The following is a 16,394-nucleotide window of genomic DNA, read 5'->3' as shown; positions in this document are numbered from 1 at the left end:
AGGTTATGAAAAAAACCTATTCCATTCAAGCTCCGGCCGCGGTCGTAATGGTGCGTCCGCACCATTTCACGGTCAATACCGAGACCGCAGCCGACAACCGGTTTCAGGCAACGCCCGACAGCGGCGAGGACTTCAGCGCCATCGCCCATGCGCAAATCACCCGCGCCGCACAGACGCTGGAAAGCCATGGCGTGACCGTGCATCTCTTTGAAGACGAAGGCAGCCGCACACCGGATTCGGTCTTTCCCAATAACTGGTTTTCCACCCATGCGGGCGGCCATGTCGCCATCTATCCGATGAAAGCCGAAAGCCGCAGGCTCGAGCGACGCCAGGACGTCATCGAGATGCTGAAAAACCGCTACCGCGTTCAGGACATCATCGATTATTCCGGCCTGGAGCCGGACGGCCTGTTTCTGGAAGGAACCGGCGCGATGGTTCTCGATCATATCGACCGTGTCGCCTACGCCGTACGCTCCGACCGCACCGATCCGATCGCGCTCGAACGCTTCTCGACCCATTTCAATTTCGAGCCGATGGTGTTCGACGCACGCGACGAAGCCGGCGTGCCGGTCTACCACACCAATGTGCTGATGTGCATCGGCACGGATTACGCGATGATAGGTCTCGACATGATCGCCGACGGCCTGCGGCGCGCGGAAATCGTCAACCGGCTCGAACGCTCGGGACGACAAGTCATCGCGCTTACCAACGCCCAGATTCGCAGCTTCGTCGGCAATGCGCTGGAGCTACAGGGACGCGACGGCCGCATCCTTGCGCTCTCCACCACCGCATTCGCGTCGCTCACACCGGCCCAGATAGATACGATCCGCGAGAGCGCCGTTCCCGTGCCGCTGGATATACCAACAATCGAGAAGGCCGGCGGTTCGGTGCGCTGCACGCTTGCCGGCATTCATCTGATGCCACGGTGAGAGAGATCAGAAGGCGAGTTGAACCTTCATCGACCTGCTTCTGTCACCGGCGGCTTCGAATGCCGCAACCGCCTCTTCCAATGGAAAGGTTCCGGTCAGCAAGGGCTTCAGGTCGACACGGCGCTGGTTGATGAAATCGACGGCAAGTCCGAATTCCTCATGGAACCGGAAAGTGCCCTTCATCTCGATTTCCTTGGCAACCACCATGTTCTGCGGAATGGACACATCGCCGCCGAGACCGAGTTGCACCACCGTTGAGCGCGGCTTCAGCGCTTCAAGACCCGAACGGACGGCCCTTTCATTGCCGGACGCCTCGAATTGCACATCGAAATAGCCCTTGTTTACCGAATAGGCGGAAAGCGCATCCGGATCACTGGCGACATTGATGACACGGTCGGCACCGATGGCGAGCGCCTTTTGAAGAACCGCATCCATGACGTCGGTTGCGACGATTTCTCGCGCGCCATGGGCGCGGGCGGCGATGATGGCAAGCGCACCGATCGGCCCACAGCCGGTGACGAGAACGCGTTTGTCGGTCAATGCGCCGGCGCGGTTGACGCCATGCAGCGTTACCGCGAAAGGTTCGGCCATCGCCGCTTCATGAATGGAGACGCCATCCCGCACCTTGTGGCACTGATAGGCCTCGGCGACGAGACGCTGACGAAACGCGCCCTGAATATGCGGCATGGGCATGGCGGAGCCGTAAAAGCGCATGTTGAGGCACTGGTTCTGCTGACCCTTCAGGCAGAATTCGCAATGGTTGCAGGGCCGGCTCGGCGATACGGCAACACGGTCGCCGACGGCGAGGCCGGAGACACCCTCCCCCAAAGCCTTGATGGTGCCGGCCACCTCATGGCCGAGGATCATCGGCTCCCGCACGCGCACCGTGCCGAAGCCGCCATGATTGTAATAATGCAGATCGGAGCCGCAGATGCCACCCGCTTCGATGGCCACATCGACCTGCCCCGGGCCGGGCTGCTCGGCCTCCCGTTCCTCGATCCGCAGATCCTTCGCCGCGTGGATGACAACCGCTTTCATAGTCTCTCCTCCCATAAGGCTCGCACGGCGGCAGTCGCCGCCGTTGCCCATTGTCCGGACTTGTCTCAAATATCGACCACGAGGCCCTTGGCTTTCAGAACCGGCTCGAGCTTGCTGACCTCGATCACCGACTTGCCCTGCTTGTAGGCTTCGATGTAACCGGCCTCGGCATCTTCGCGGGCCTGCGAAAGCTTGGCCGCTTCCTGCGCTTCTTCGCGCCTGACGACCACAAGGCCATCGGCGTCGCCGACGATGATATCGCCCGGATTGATGATTTCGCCGCCGACGATCACCTGATCGTTGACCGCAGCAATGGTCTCCTTGACCGTGCCCTTGATGCAGACGCTGAGCGAGAAGACCGGGAAGCCGAGGTCCCGCAGTTGCAGCGTATCGCGCACGCCGGTATCCGTCACCAGGCCACCGATGCCTTTTGCGAGGCAGGCATTGGCGAGAACGTCACCGAAGGAACCGGCTTCTTCATATTCGCCGGCGGAAACGACGATGATGTCACCCGGCTTGGCATAGTTGATGGCGAGCTGCAGCATGATGTTGTCGCGCGGCGCGCATTTCACCGTGAAGGCCGGGCCGCAAAGCTTCATGCGATAATCGACCGGTTTCAGTCGAGAGGACAATGCGCCGCGACGTCCCTGCGCCTCATGGATCGTGGCGGGAGAGAATTTGGCAAGGGCGTCGACATCCGCCTTGGCCGGACGCTGCGCGATATCTTTAATGTGGATCATGAAAAACCTCCCACGTTGAAGCTGTCGGCGAGAGCTTCTCGCCGACCGATAGTGTTGAAGAGTTGGAAATTGGCCGAGGCTGAGCCGAAACTCAGGGGATCGGGTCGAACTTCAGTTCGGACAGAGGCACGACCTTGTCGGTGCGTGTCATCTTGTATTCGGTGTTCGGGCCAAGCCACTTGTCCCAGATGCGGTTGATCTCGCCATCCGCATCGAGCTTGCGCAGGATTTCGTTGATCTTTGCGGTCAGCGCCGGGTTGTCCTTGGCCATGCCGATGCCGATGGGCTGGAAGAGCATCGGCTCTTCGATCATGCGCATCGGCTTGCCCTTGGTCTTGGATTCATTGACGAACTTGGTCATCGTCATGGTGTTGCCGACAATGCCGCGCGCCTTGCCCTGCTGGACGGCGAGATAGGCGGATGCCGTATCCTGGAATGTCAGCGGCTCGGACTTGTTGAGCTTGACGGAGAGTTCCGACGTCGACCCCTTGCTGGACGCGATGCGCTGGCCGACGAAATCGGACTTCTTGGTGCCGGGGTCATCGACCGGAACGATCAGCATTTCCTTAGCCAGATAATATGGGTCGCTGAACTGGATCTGTTCGGCGCGGCTCTGGGTGTAAGCGAGGTTGGCGACCGAGAGGTCGACGCGGCCGAGCTTGACTTCGGGAACGCGCGCTTCAACCGACACTGGCTTGATCTCTGCCTTGACGCCGAGTTCCTTGGCGATGGCGCCGCACAGATCGACATCGAAGCCCGCCATTTCGCGCGTCTTCGGGTCCGGCGAGGCGAAAGGCGGCACATCGGCGAATGTCGCGCAACGCAGCGTCTTGTTCGCAATGATCGTATCGAGCTGGTCGGCCTTGGCCGGCAGGACCGCAGCCGAGGTTGCCAATATGGCGGTAAGAGTAATGCACTTCCAGTTCATTTCAGTTCTCCCGTTATTATAGAGGTTGGGTCTAGTGTCTCAAATCGGCAAGAAACCGCTGGGCACGCGGATGTTGCGGATTTTTGAAAAACTCGTCCGGTTTTGCCGTTTCGAGAATGCGCCCGGCATCGATGAACCAGATGCGGTCGGCCACTTCACGGGCAAAGCCCATTTCATGGGTGACGCAGAGCATGGTCATGCCTTCGGCGGCGAGGCTCTTCATGACCGCGAGCACCTCACCGACCATTTCCGGATCGAGCGCTGAGGTCGGCTCGTCGAACAGCATGACCGGCGGCTCCATGGCGAGCGCCCGCGCGATGGCGACGCGCTGTTGCTGACCGCCGGAAAGCTGGGCGGGATAGGAACCGGCCTTATCGGCAAGGCCGACGCGATCGAGAAGCTTCAGCGCCTTGTCATGGGCGACCGCGGGAGAAACACCCTTCACTCGGATCGGCGACATGGAGACATTTTCCACCACCGAAAGATGCGGGAAGAGGTTGAAGCTCTGGAAGACGAACCCGACCCGGCTGCGCAGCGCGTTCAGCTCCTTTGCGCGCATCTGGGCATGGATGTTCCTGCCATCCAGCATGATCGACCCGCTGCTGATCTCTTCCAGACGGTTGATCGTGCGGATGAGGGTGGACTTGCCGGAACCCGACGGCCCGCAAATGACGACGACCTCGCCACGGGTGACGTTTTCGTTGACATCCTTGAGCACCTGATAATCGCCATAGCTTTTGCAGACCTGCGAAAGCGTGATGGTGTAGTCCTGAGTGGCGGAAACTGGCGCGGTCATAGCTGCTCCGTAGCGATATTGGCGGGGGCCGGTGCCGTGTCTGCGGCAAGCTTGCCGCGCGGGCCGGCCCGGCGGCGGGCGATACGTCGCTCGAGAAGATTGGCGACATGGGTGAGCGACCAGCAGATGATGTAATAAACCAGCGCCAGAATGAGGAAGACCTGGAAGGGCTGGGTCAAAAGCTGATTGTTCACCTGGTTTGCCGCAAAGGTCAGATCAGGCACATTGATGACATAACCGAGCGTCGTATCCTTGATGGTGGATACGAAAGTCGAGATCAGGCTCGGGATCATGTTGTAGAGCGCCTGCGGCAGGATGACATAACGCATCGCACCGAAATAACCGTGGCCAAGCGCCCGTGCTGCATCCATCTGCCCCGTGCCCAGCGATACGATGCCGGCACGGACGACTTCACTCATGAAAGCGCCCTGATAGATGACGAGCGTGGTCAGCATCGTCACGAAGCTCGGCACATCGGCGCCGGTCCAGAGCGGAACGAGAAAATAGCTCCAGAGAATGAGCATCAGCAGCGGCACGCCACGGGTGAAATAGACCACCGCGGTCACCGGCCAGCGCAGGGCCCGCCATTTCGACAGCCGCGCCAGCGCCATCAGGATGCTGACGGGAAAGGCGAGCGCGATGCTGAGCGCTGAGAGGATGAGCGTGTTGGCAAGGCCGCCGAGCGGACCATTGGGATATTGGCCGATCAGGAGCAGCAGCCAGTAATCCTGGATGATTGTGATCATGTCGTGGATCATGCCCGCGCCCTCCGCAGAGGATCGGCACGCATGGAGATATAGGCTCCAAGACCCATGATCAGCAGCGAGAAGAACAGATAAAGCACGGTGGCGACCAGATAGACCTCAAACGTCCGGAAACTCAGATTTTCGACCTCCTTGACCGCATGGGTCAGTTCCGGTGCGCCGATCAGAACGCCGAGACTGCTGTTCTTGAAAAGCGAGGTGCTGTGGTTGATGAGCGGCGGCAGCGCGTTGCGAACGCCCTGCGGCATGATGACGAAGCGCATGGCCGAGACATAGCTATGCCCGAGCGCACGCGCCGCCTCCATCTGGCCGGGATTGATGGAGCGAACGCCCGAACGCAGATCCTCGCTGAAATAGGCCGCCTGACAGAGGCCAAGGCCGATAATGGCGAAGATCGCTTCCGCATTGTGGCTGGAAAGCCAGTTGGCCAGCCCGCTCGGCAGCAGCGTGAAGACGCCGAAATACCAGAGCATCAGCTGCACCAGCGTCGGCACGTTGCGATGATAGGACACATAGGCCGCCACCAGTGGGTCGCCGAAGCGGAAGGGCGAGAGGCGGATAGCGAGAAGCACGATGGCCAGCGACATGGCGAGCAGCCACGAGCCGGCATAGATGATGAACGTCATCTGGATGCCATGCAAAAGCATCGAGACATAGTCCGCATTGTTCAAGATTGCGCCGAGGTCAAAACCGCTCACGCGACTTTTCCTCCGGCTCCGCCCGCCGCGACCTTTTCAGAGGTCTGGGGCTTGGCCGTCTGCAGCCCGCCCATGACCTGAAGCGTCGGGGTAATTTCCATGTGGCCGATATTCATGGCCACGGGTGCGGCGATGGCAAACGCAATCGCATCGGCGATATCGGATGCCTGCGGCAATTCGAAACCATCGATGAAACGTTCGCGAATGCTCGGATCATCGCCGTGCACATGGTTGAAAATGTCGGTCGCGACGCGGCCGGGGCAGATTTCCGTCACCCGCACGCGTTTACCGAAAGCATCGATACGCAGCTGGTTGGACAGCATTGCCACGCCGGCCTTGCTGGCATGATAGGTGGAATTGCCGCCGAAATTGTAATTGCCGGCAATGGAGGAGATGTTGATGACATGACCGCGATCGCGCGCCACCATAGCCGGCACCACCATGCGGCACAGATGCAGCACGGCGCGCAGGTTCACATCGATCAGGAGATCGATATCGCTCTCATCCGCTTCCAGAAACTTCTTCGGGCGGTCGACACCGGCATTGTTCACGAGGACATCGAACGCAACTTCACTGGTGAGCTTTGCAAGCGCCGGCCGATCCGTCACATCGATGGCGTGGGCAAAGCAGCCCGTGCGCTTCGCCAGCTTGTTGAGAGCGTCCGCACTTCTGGCAACCGCATGCACTTCCAGCCCTTCGCGGCAAAGGCGCTCCACGACGGCGGCGCCAATTCCGGAAGATGCGCCGGTTACGAGTGCGGTCTTGTAGTCTGAGAATGGCATGTTTGTCCCCTATCGTTGAGCAAACATTAGTGAAGCTTTCATCGCTTGCCTAAGACCGATTTTTTTTGGAGTAATAAGCAACTTGTATGGATGGCGATTGTACCACTTTCAGCGATGCGGCAATCCGGCCGGCAGGGCATGCATCCCCCATGCCGGCCACCGGCACATTCTAGACCACAGCCGTCGGCAGGTCCTGTCCTGCGAAATGCGCATCCAGATTGGCGAGAACCAGAGCGCCCATCTGAAGCCGCGTCTCATGGGTCGCAGCGCCGATGTGCGGGGCGAGAACGACATTGCGCATGCCGATCAGCGCCTCGGGAACATGCGGCTCGTTCTCGAAGACATCGAGCGCCGCCCCCTTCAGCCCGCCTGCCACAAGAATATCGACCAGCGCCTTTTCATCCACCAGCGATCCTCTGGCGACATTGACGAGCACGCCGTCCGGCCCCAGCGCCGTTAGAACCTCGCGGCTGATCGCGTGTCTGGTCTCCGGCGTCGCCGCCGCCGCGACGATCAGGACATCGCAGGCGCTTGCGAGCGACACTGCCGTTGAATGATAGCCATAAGCCACATCCTGCTTCCGCCGGCTGAAATAGGAAATCTCCGCGTCGAAGGCTTCCAGCCGCGCCGCAATGGCGCGGCCTATGCGGCCAAGCCCGTAAATCCCGTAACGCCGCCGCGAGGCCTTGTTGCCAAGCGGCATCTCGGCTTTTTTCCACTCTCCCGAGCGGACATGGTGATCCGCGCTGACAAGCTGGCGCAGCAGCATGATGGAAAGGCCGATGGCGAGATCGGCGACATCCTCGGTCAGCACGTCCGGCGTGTTCGTGACCCTGAAGCCGCGCGCGCGGGCCTGATCGAGATCGACCTTGTCGAAACCGACGCCGTTGATGGCGACGATTTCGAGAGCGGGCAGGCAGTCGGCAAGATCAGGGGCAAGGCCGATATGGCCACCGGTGACGACAGCCTTTATCGAAGCCGCCTCCGCTTGCAGAAACGCCTGTTTGTCGGATATTTCGTGCCAGCGATGGACCCGGAAGCGCTTTTGCAGTTCGGCTTCTATCTGTGGCTGAAGCGGGTAGGTTTGCAGAAGATCGGGCTTCATGCGCGCTCCTTAGCCGCGACCGACGAAAGGCATGCCGCTCGCCATCACCGTCATGGTCAGCACATTCGCCTCGAGCGGCAGCGAGGCCATATGCACCACAGCCCGGGCGACGATGCTGGCATCGATGGTGGGTTCGATAGCGGTGCTGCCATCCGCCTGCAACACACCGGTCGCCATGGCGCGCGTCATTTCGGTGCTGGCATTGCCGATATCGATCTGCCCGCAGGCGATGTTGAATGCCCGGCCATCCAGCGCGGCCGACTTGGTAAGGCCGGTGATCGCGTGTTTGGTCGCGGTGTATGGCGCCGAACGCGGACGCGGCGTGGTGGCCGAAATCGAGCCATTATTGATGATGCGCCCGCCCTGCGGCGACTGCGCCTTCATCTGACGAAACGCCGCCTGCGTGCAAAGGAAAGCGCCGGTGAGATTGGCTCCCACCACGGCATTCCAGGTTTCGAACGGTACATCTTCGATATGGACCGCCGGTGCCGACATGCCGGCATTGTTGACCAGAAGGTCGAGGCGGCCAAAACGTCCGGTGACCTCAGCAAACAGCCGTTCGACATCGACCGGAAGGGAAATATCGGCCGCGACGGCCAGAATACGGTCTCCATGTTCGCGCCATTCGGCGACGGCGGTGTCCAGAACCTCACGCCGCCGCCCCGTGATCGCAACGCTGTAACCCTCTTCCAGGAGCGCCTTGGCAATCGCCTTGCCTACTCCTGTTCCTCCGCCCGTAACGAGCGCGATCTTTCCATCACTCATGCTGCTTTCCCCTCAAGCTCATCTTCCACATGCGCCTGAATGATTTCGGCAAAGGACGTTTCCGCCCTGAAGCCGAGCGACAGGGCGAGCTGCGGATCGTAATCCTCGGCCCAGCCATCGACGATACGGATGATCCGCTCGTCGGGAACGCGCTTGATAAGCGCCACAGCCTTTTCCCCGGCAAAGGCGCGCAGGGCCTCGATTTCATCGGCCACCGTGGCCGAAAGCCCCGGCATGATGAGATTGCGGCGAACGCCTAGCCCGGACAGATCAACACTCGCGGCGCGCAGCAGGAAGGCGACGGCCGAGCGCGGGCTGGCGAACCAGTGGCGCACGGTATCGGCAACGGGCAGCACCGCTTCCTGGCCCACCAGCGGTTCGCGCAGAATATTGGAGAAGAAGCCGGAGGCGGCCGCATTCGGCTTGCCGGGGCGGATGCAGATGGTGGGCAGGCGGATGCTGACGCCATCGAAGAAACCGCGACGGCTATAATCCGCAAGCAACAGCTCCACGATCGCCTTCTGCGTGCCGTAGCTGGTCAGCGGTGCGGGCAGGAACTCGTCGCCGATCACCTTGGGGAAAGGCGATCCGAACACGGCGAGCGACGAGCAGAAGACCACACGCGGCCGGTATCCATCCTTCTGATGCTCCAGCCGGATGGCCTCGAACAGCGAACGCCCGCCATCGAGATTGATACGATAGCCTTTCTCGAAATCGGCCTCCGCTTCGCCCGAAACCACGGCGGCGAGGTTGAAGATCACATCCGGTCGCTTGGCGATCAGCTTTTCGGCGACGCCGGCATTCGACAGATCGCTGCGCTCGATGGTCAGCTTGCCGCCAAAGCCTTTCGGCGCTGCCGGCTCGAAAACATCCGTCAGGGTCATTTCGGTGATATTCGCACCGCCAATCGCTCCGTCAGAAGCGAGACGTTGCGTCAATTTGCGGCCGATCATTCCGGCGGCACCGATTATCAGAATATGCATTGTTTCACCTTTGTTTGGCCGGCCGCGCCGGCTCGATTGATCGTCAGTCGTCATCACCCTGAAACACGACCTCGCGACGGCGCATGATCGCCGGCATCGCCATCATGATGACGACCATGCCGGACAAGGCGAGCAGGGTGGCGCTGATCGGATGGGTGACGAATGTCGAGAAACTTCCCTGCGAAATCAGCAGCCCAAGGCGCATGTTCTGCTCCAGAAGCGGACCGAGAACGAAACCCAGCACCAGCGGTGCTGGCTCGCAGCCGATCTTGCGCAGGAAGAAGCCGACAATGCCGAAGACCGCGCAGAACAGAACGTCCACGACGCTGTAGGACAGGCCATAGGCGCCGATGGCGCAGAACATCAGAATGGCGGGGCACAAAAAGCGGTAAGGAATGCCGAGAAGCCCCACCCAGATGCCGATCAGCGGCAGGTTCAGCACCAGCAGCAGAAGATTGCCCACCCACATGCTGGCGATCAGCCCCCAGAAGAGATCGGGCCGCGACTGCATGACTTCCGGTCCCGGTGTAATGCCCTGGATCATCATTGCACCGACCATCAGCGCCATCAGTCCATTGGCGGGAATACCGAGCGTCAGAAGCGGGATGAAGGAGGTCTGCGCGCCGGCATTATTGGCGCTTTCCGGCCCCGCCAGCCCTTCGATTGCGCCCTTGCCGAAACGGGATGGATCCTTGGCGATCTTGCGCTCCAGCGCGTAGCTCGCGAAAGAACTCATAATCGCACCACCACCGGGCAGCACGCCGAGGAAAGAACCGAGCGCCGTGCCACGCAGGACGGCGGGGAAAGCCTGTTTGAAATCCTCCCGCGTCGGCATCAGCGATCCGGTCTTTACCGCTCCCGCATCCCGCTCCACACCCTGTTGAAGGTTGAAAAGGATTTCGCTGACACCGAGAAGACCGATGGCAAGAACAACGAAATCGATGCCGTCGAACAATTCGGCCATGCCGAAGGTGAAACGCTGCTCCCCGGATGTCGGATCGATGCCGACGAGGCTGAGCGCGATACCGAAGGCGACCATGCCGACCGCCTTGACCGGCGATCCGCTGGACAGGAACACGGCAAACAGCAACCCGAAGATCACCAGACTGAAATAATCGGCCGGGCCGAAGGCAAGCGCAATGGCCGAAAGCGGCTTTGCGACAACGACGATCAGGACAGTCGCCACCGTGCCAGCAAAAAACGATCCGAGCGCCGCCGTGGCCAGCGCCACACCCGCCCTGCCCTGCCGCGCCATGGCATATCCATCGATGCAGGTGACGACGGATGAGGATTCACCCGGCAGATTGACGAGGATCGCCGTGGTCGAACCGCCATATTGCGCACCGTAGAAAATGCCCGCGAGCATGATCAGCGCCGCCGTATCCGGCATGGTATAGGTGATCGGAAGAAGCAGTGCGACGGTGGCGGAAGGGCCAATGCCCGGCAGGATACCGATCATCGTGCCGAGTGTGACACCCAGCAGGCAATAGAAAAGATTGACGGGTGTGACGGCCACGCCAAAACCGAGAACGATATTGGAAAGAAGATCGGTCATGGCAGCAACGGTATCCTCTGTCCGAGGCCCACAACGAAAATGAGGATGCAGGCGAAGATGAGCACGGCGGAAAGCAACAGAACCTCAACCGGCCGGATCCTGCCATAAGCGATGCAGGCGAGCACGATCAGCACGAAGGCAGCGGCGATAAAGCCTAGTGGCTCGATCAGCAGCGCAAAACCGGCAATGCCGGCCACCGCCAGAAACGGGCGCATTTTCGGCGCCACCCAGGCTTCGGACGGTGTCTTTCCCAGCAGATCCTGCAAAAGCAGCGCGATACCCAGCGCAAACATCAAGGCCGCGATGACCGTCGGCATATAGCCGGGCCCGGGCTGGAAATTGGTGCCCATGCTCAGCGGCCGCGCGCCATAATAAAGCCCGGCGGCGGCCGCCAGAAAGAAGGCCCCCGACAGAATATTCGCCGTTAGTTTCGAGCCGTTTTCGGCCATGATTATCTCCCCTCCACACTGAGAATACGCCGCGCTTCCCGACACGGCGTATTCAGATGTCGAAACACCGGCTCAATCGGCCCAGACACATCCTTTCGAGCGCATCATTTCGTAGCGATCCTCGATATCCATCTTGCCCTGCCGGTGCAGTTCCATCATGTGGTTCTCGTGGTCGTCGCGCTCCCGGCAGGCCTTGACGAGTTTCGGGATATCGCTCTCGCGAACGACGACAACGCCGTCATCATCGCCGCAGATTATATCGCCGGGGCTGATCAATTCGCCGCCGACCACGACCGGATGGTTGATGGTGCCGAGCGTGTCCTTGGAGGTGCCCTTCATGCAAAGGCCGAGTGAGAACACCGGGAAACCAATCTCGCGCAGACCCTTGCCATCACGCACGGCGGCGCTGACCACGAAGCCGACAATGCCCTTGCCGATGCAGGCGGCAGCCAGCACATCACCAAAGCCGCCCTGATTGGGATTGTCACCGCCATCGATGACCAGCACATCGCCGGGCTTTGCCAGATTGATGGCTTCGAAAATCATCAAATTGTCGCCGATATGGCATTTCGCGGTGATTGCGGGGCCGCAGATTTTCAGGCCGGGCTTGATCGGCTTGATGCGATAATCGAGAGCGCCGAGCTTGCCCTGCGCCTCGTGAATCGTGGCGGGGCTGAATTTGCTGATTGCCTCGATATCGGCTCTGGAAGGGCGCTGGAAATTGCGGATGACATGGGCCATGGGCCGGATTCCTTTCAACAGTGGGTCATGCCTGGGCCAAACGCGGCCCAAGCGTCATTTTCATTGGGGATGAGAGAAGCGGTCGGTGCCGGCCGCTTATTTTGTCCAGGGCTTGCTTTTCCAGAGCTCGGCCAGATTGGCGTTGCCCTTCTTGAGCGCCTCGGCAAATTCGGCCTGTGTCAGTGGCAGCATCGTCAGCTCGCGCTTTTTGGCATCGGCAAGATAATCCGGGTCCTTCAGCGCCTTCTGGAAAGCATCGACCAGCCTGGCCTCCACATCCGCCGGCAAGCCCTTCGGCGCGCCGAAGCCCGCCAGCAGGCTGAACTGCACATTGTAGCCGGCTTCCTTGAAGGTCGGCACATCAGGCGAAAGCGGCGAACGCTCGGCACCGGAGGTCGCGAGCACACGCAGCGCGCCGGAACGATTGTCGGCGAAGACCTCGTTGAGGTTCATGAAACCGAGCGTCACGTGGTTGCCAAGCATGGCGAGCCGTGCCGGCCCGCCACCATTGAAGGGCACGAAATTGAGCTTCACGCCCGCCGCCTCTTCGAACAGCAGGGCGGTGATCTGGCTCGGATGACCGATGCCCGTCACGCCGACGACGACCGGGTTCGCCTTGGCCGCCTCCACGAATTCCCTGGCGGTCTTGATCGGCGACACCTTGTTGACTGTCAGCGCCAGATCGCCACCGATCTGGTTTGCGAGCGCCGTGAAGGCCTCTTCCTTGTAGCTGGCATTGCCCTGCACGATCGGCGAATACATTGACGGGAAATTCAGCGCCCCGATGGTGTAACCGTCAGGCTTCGCATTGGCGATATAGGTCGCGCCGATCAGCCCGCCGGCGCCTTCGCGGTTTTCCACCACAACGGATGTGCCGAGATATTTTTCAAGATAGGGCACCAGCGCCCGCGACTGGATATCGGTGCCGCCGCCGGCCGGATAACCGATGACGAGCGTCACCGGCCGCTCCGGATATTCCGCCGCCGCCCCTCCCGCAGCCAGCATTCCCGCCGCCGCCAGCATGCCAAACAGAGATGTCTTCAAACGCATATCTTTTCCTCCCCGATACGCTTTCACAGGGGAGGCTAGGAAGAAGCCATCAACAATACAAATACCGAGTTTTCAATTTACCCATACAGATCGTTTATGGGTTGAATGCCGGCTCGCGTCCTGCGACAGCCCGCAAAAGGTCGCGGAACAGCCTGAACGTTCGCTCATCCACCTCCCTGCCCTTCAGCAGATGGACGGAGCGATAAATGACTGGCTCGATGATATGGGCGGCCTGAAGCTGACCGGCCTCCTGCTCCTGCTGCACCGAATTCCATGACAGGATCGTCGCACCGATACCGGCGCTGACGGCGCGTTTGATCGTATCCTGCCCGTCGATCTCCATGGTGACGTTCAGTGTTATCCCGGCACGGGCAGCGGCTTCGTCGATCGATATGCGCAGCGGATTGTCTTTCGGCGGCAGGATCAGGTCGAGCCCTGCTGCAGCCTCAAGCGGCATCGACCGGCCGATAGGCCTTGAAGAAACGGCAAACAGGCTCTCCTTGACGATAAGATCGTCGGCCTTGTCCTCCGCTCCCACCAGCGCAACGGCCATATCCACCTTGCCGAGACGGATGAGCCGCAGGGATTCGTCATTGCGCGCCTCTATCAGCCGCAGCGAAACCTTGGGCATCGAAGCGGCAACCTCGCTGATGATGCTCGGCGCAAAGGCGGTCGCCCAGGAGGGAATGAGGCTCAGCCGGATCACCCGCTCATCCAGATAGGCCATGGCCCGGATTTCCGCCTCCGCCTGCCGCACCTTCTCGGTAATCTCCCGCGCATGGGAAAGCAGGACTTCACCCTTTTCCGTCGCCTTCACGCCCCGCGCCAGCCGGTGCAGCACGGGAAACCCCACCAGCCTTTCCAGTTCCGTAATGTGATGGCTGAGCGCCGGCTGGGCTATCCCCAATTGCCGCGCCGCCGCCGACATGGAGCCGCAATCGGCAATCGCGACCAGATATCGCAGCCTGCGCAAATCCAACATGCCCGCTTAAACCTCCCGCCGGTTCGAGATGCGATCATGACACCAAATCACCGCGCGGGCCTAGGGGAAAAGCGCCGTCCGGCGGTCCTGCCGGCCTTCAAGGAAGTGATGGGGTAAGACAAGATTCTTATGACAGCCGGCTAAGGCTTTTCTCCGCTTCTTCCCCATGACACGGTTTGGGCTGCGATGGGGAGCGGGATGAATCCTAAGACCGGAATTTTGCTCAAGCTGACGGCCATGCTGGCATTCACAGTCATGTCCGCCTGCGTGAAGGGCCTGGACGGGGCGATCCCCGTCGGCGAAGTCGTCTTCTGCCGGGGATTTTTTGCCCTCATTCCCCTCTGTCTCTGGTTCATCGCCTCGTCCGAGCGGATAACCGTGCCGGCCGCAAAGAACATCGGCAGCCTGCTCGCGGGCAGCTCGGCCGGGCTTGGCGGCATGTTCTTCGGCTTTCTCGCCCTCGCCTATCTGCCGCTGGTGAATGTGACGGTGCTGAGCTACACGACACCGCTTTTCACCATCATGCTGGCAGCGCTGCTTCTAGGCGAAAAAGTGCGGATATACCGCTGGTCCGCCGTGCTGACCGGTTTCATCGGCGTCTTCATCACGCTGTCGCCGAAACTGATCTTCGATGCCACCTCAGGCCCCGCTCAAATCGACAGGGTCGCGATGACCGGAACCGCACTGGCGCTGACCGGTGCGCTTTGCGCGGCCTTTTCCTCCATTGCCGTCCGCCATCTGAACAGCATCGAAAAGCCGTCGCGCATCGTTCTCATCTATACGCTGACGGGTGTCGTGGCCGGCCTCGCCACGCTCGGATTTGGATGGAAGATGCCGGATTTTCACCAGTTCCTGCTGCTCGCCGGCGGCGGCCTTGCCGGCGGCATCGGCCAGATCGCCATGACGCTCAGCCTGCGCCACGCCCAGGCCTCGCTGCTGGCGCCGTTCGATTACACCACGATGATCTGGGCAATCGCCCTCGGTTATCTCTTCATGGCCGAAGTGCCGACGGGTGCGACCATCATTGGCGCCTTGACGGTCATCGCCGCCGGACTTTTCGCCATGTGGCGCGAAAACCGGCTGGCGAAACAGGCCATCAGGGAGCCGACAGCGTCAGCTGTTCCGTAACACGCTTTTTGTGCAGCCGCCTTTCCCGCCACAGCGTGAACAAACCGGCGGCAACCACGATAGAAGCCCCCAGAATGGTCGTCAGGGCCGGGACCTGATCCATGAAGGTGTAACCGATCAACAGCGCCCAGATCATCGTGGTGTAATCGAACGGCGCCAGCAGCGAGGCCTCGGCATAACGCAGGCTGAGCGTTACCAATATCTGCGCGATACCGCCAATGAGACCGGTGCCGATCAACAGGGTCCATTGCCACGCGGTCGGCATTTTCCAGCCCATGCCAATGCTGGCAAAGCCGATGACGGTGGTGAGCAGGGTGAAATAGAAGATGATTGCGCCGGTATTTTCCGTCTGCGTCAAATGCCGGATCTGGATCATCGATATGGCGGAGAAAAAAGCCGCCGCCAGACCGAACAGGCCGCCGAGCATAGCGACACCGGAGCCGGAAGCGACATCCGAAACATCGAAGGAAAAATGCGGCGACAGGATCAGCACGATGCCGCACAACCCGACGACCACCGCCGTCCAGCGGTAAATCCTGACGACTTCCTTGAGAAGCAGCACCGCCAGAATGACGGTGAAGAGCGGTGTCGCGTAGCTGATGGCCGTCGCGTCGGCCAGCGGGATATAGGCGAGCGCCAGATAGCTGAAGACCATGCCGCCGGTGCCGGAAAAACTCCGCACCAGATGGCCGCCAATATGGCTGGTGGCCACCTGCCTTCGGAAACCGCCCTGCACCGCCATCCACAGACAGAGCGGCAGCATGGCCACCGCCGACCTGAAGAAGACGACCTGCCCGATGGGTATCTCGCCCCTGAGGCTGCTAATGCAGGCACCCATCAGCACCAGAGCGAGCGCTGCGGAGATTTTGAGGAGAATGCCTTTGCGGGAATCCATGGTTCGTTCCTTCGGAGTCTTCGAACCGTTTCACCATGCGGCGGCGGGATATCAAACCGGAAAGCA

The 16,394-nt window shown here is 60.7% G+C and carries 18 protein-coding genes; 2 read left to right on the top strand and 16 right to left on the bottom strand.

Features of this window, described 5'->3' with window-relative positions:
* Positions 1 to 5: 5 nt before the first annotated feature.
* The gene (gene ctlX / locus AC1ROR_RS13200) at positions 6 to 929 is read left to right on the top strand and encodes a citrulline utilization hydrolase CtlX (RefSeq protein ID WP_498589663.1); all 924 of its coding nucleotides are present in this window, start codon (positions 6 to 8) and stop codon (positions 927 to 929) included.
* Between the two features lie 6 nt (positions 930 to 935).
* Here the strand turns inward: ctlX and AC1ROR_RS13195 are convergent, their stop codons facing one another.
* The 15 genes from AC1ROR_RS13195 to AC1ROR_RS13125 form a co-directional block, all read right to left on the bottom strand.
* Positions 936 to 1,967: an L-idonate 5-dehydrogenase gene (locus AC1ROR_RS13195; protein ID WP_498589662.1), complete on the bottom strand. Its 1,032-nt coding sequence runs from the start codon at positions 1,965 to 1,967 to the stop codon at positions 936 to 938.
* A gap of 65 nt (positions 1,968 to 2,032) precedes the next feature.
* Positions 2,033 to 2,707 (bottom strand): 4-carboxy-4-hydroxy-2-oxoadipate aldolase/oxaloacetate decarboxylase, encoded by a 675-nt coding sequence (locus AC1ROR_RS13190; protein WP_003519667.1) that lies wholly within the window; start codon positions 2,705 to 2,707, stop codon positions 2,033 to 2,035.
* Between the two features lie 91 nt (positions 2,708 to 2,798).
* On the bottom strand, positions 2,799 to 3,635 hold the full coding sequence (locus AC1ROR_RS13185; protein WP_142171133.1) for an ABC transporter substrate-binding protein: 837 nt from the start codon (positions 3,633 to 3,635) through the stop codon (positions 2,799 to 2,801).
* Positions 3,636 to 3,666: 31 nt separating this feature from the next.
* Positions 3,667 to 4,431, bottom strand: coding sequence for an amino acid ABC transporter ATP-binding protein (locus AC1ROR_RS13180; protein WP_035264886.1), 765 nt, complete (start codon positions 4,429 to 4,431; stop codon positions 3,667 to 3,669).
* The gene (locus AC1ROR_RS13175; RefSeq protein WP_220317619.1) at positions 4,428 to 5,189 is read right to left on the bottom strand and encodes an amino acid ABC transporter permease; all 762 of its coding nucleotides are present in this window, start codon (positions 5,187 to 5,189) and stop codon (positions 4,428 to 4,430) included. The genes AC1ROR_RS13180 and AC1ROR_RS13175 overlap by 4 nt, the downstream gene beginning before the upstream one ends.
* Complete coding sequence (locus AC1ROR_RS13170) at positions 5,186 to 5,893, bottom strand: amino acid ABC transporter permease (RefSeq protein ID WP_498589661.1); 708 nt, start codon at positions 5,891 to 5,893, stop codon at positions 5,186 to 5,188. Before AC1ROR_RS13170 ends, AC1ROR_RS13175 begins: the two co-directional genes overlap by 4 nt.
* Positions 5,890 to 6,675 carry an SDR family oxidoreductase gene (locus AC1ROR_RS13165; protein WP_498589660.1) on the bottom strand — a complete coding sequence of 262 codons (786 nt, stop codon included), beginning with the start codon at positions 6,673 to 6,675 and terminating at the stop codon, positions 5,890 to 5,892. The genes AC1ROR_RS13170 and AC1ROR_RS13165 overlap by 4 nt, the downstream gene beginning before the upstream one ends.
* A 169-nt stretch (positions 6,676 to 6,844) precedes the next feature.
* Positions 6,845 to 7,780, bottom strand: coding sequence for a 2-hydroxyacid dehydrogenase (locus tag AC1ROR_RS13160; RefSeq protein WP_498589659.1), 936 nt, complete (start codon positions 7,778 to 7,780; stop codon positions 6,845 to 6,847).
* Positions 7,781 to 7,789: 9 nt separating this feature from the next.
* The gene (locus AC1ROR_RS13155; RefSeq protein ID WP_035225057.1) at positions 7,790 to 8,545 is read right to left on the bottom strand and encodes an SDR family oxidoreductase; all 756 of its coding nucleotides are present in this window, start codon (positions 8,543 to 8,545) and stop codon (positions 7,790 to 7,792) included.
* Positions 8,542 to 9,528, bottom strand: coding sequence for a D-erythronate dehydrogenase (denD, locus tag AC1ROR_RS13150; RefSeq protein WP_498589658.1), 987 nt, complete (start codon positions 9,526 to 9,528; stop codon positions 8,542 to 8,544). The genes AC1ROR_RS13155 and denD overlap by 4 nt, the downstream gene beginning before the upstream one ends.
* 43 nt (positions 9,529 to 9,571) lie before the next feature.
* Positions 9,572 to 11,083, bottom strand: a complete 1,512-nt coding sequence (locus tag AC1ROR_RS13145) for a tripartite tricarboxylate transporter permease (RefSeq protein ID WP_498589657.1) — start codon at positions 11,081 to 11,083, stop codon at positions 9,572 to 9,574.
* On the bottom strand, positions 11,080 to 11,532 hold the full coding sequence (locus AC1ROR_RS13140; RefSeq protein ID WP_080838608.1) for a tripartite tricarboxylate transporter TctB family protein: 453 nt from the start codon (positions 11,530 to 11,532) through the stop codon (positions 11,080 to 11,082). The genes AC1ROR_RS13145 and AC1ROR_RS13140 overlap by 4 nt, the downstream gene beginning before the upstream one ends.
* A 72-nt stretch (positions 11,533 to 11,604) precedes the next feature.
* The gene (locus AC1ROR_RS13135) at positions 11,605 to 12,273 is read right to left on the bottom strand and encodes a 4-carboxy-4-hydroxy-2-oxoadipate aldolase/oxaloacetate decarboxylase (protein WP_080838611.1); all 669 of its coding nucleotides are present in this window, start codon (positions 12,271 to 12,273) and stop codon (positions 11,605 to 11,607) included.
* Between the two features lie 96 nt (positions 12,274 to 12,369).
* Entirely contained in the window at positions 12,370 to 13,323 is a 954-nt protein-coding gene (locus AC1ROR_RS13130; RefSeq protein ID WP_080838614.1) for a tripartite tricarboxylate transporter substrate binding protein, read from the bottom strand.
* A 94-nt stretch (positions 13,324 to 13,417) separates the two neighbouring features.
* Positions 13,418 to 14,305 carry a LysR family transcriptional regulator gene (locus tag AC1ROR_RS13125; protein ID WP_080838617.1) on the bottom strand — a complete coding sequence of 296 codons (888 nt, stop codon included), beginning with the start codon at positions 14,303 to 14,305 and terminating at the stop codon, positions 13,418 to 13,420.
* Positions 14,306 to 14,503: 198 nt separating this feature from the next.
* Between AC1ROR_RS13125 and AC1ROR_RS13120 the strand changes: the two genes are divergently transcribed.
* A complete protein-coding gene (locus AC1ROR_RS13120; RefSeq protein ID WP_498589656.1) occupies positions 14,504 to 15,433 on the top strand; it encodes a DMT family transporter in 930 nt (309 codons plus the stop codon).
* On the opposite strand, the gene AC1ROR_RS13115 is transcribed toward AC1ROR_RS13120, so the two are convergent.
* Positions 15,402 to 16,328, bottom strand: coding sequence for a DMT family transporter (locus tag AC1ROR_RS13115; protein ID WP_498589655.1), 927 nt, complete (start codon positions 16,326 to 16,328; stop codon positions 15,402 to 15,404). The two genes, AC1ROR_RS13120 and AC1ROR_RS13115, sit on opposite strands and share 32 nt — an antisense overlap.
* Positions 16,329 to 16,394 lie beyond the last annotated feature (66 nt).

It is taken from the genome of Agrobacterium sp. GW821-FHT14E08, assembly GCF_058803865.1.
The sequence above is the reverse complement of the archived record's forward strand: the minus strand, read 5'-3'. Positions and strand labels throughout refer to the sequence as shown.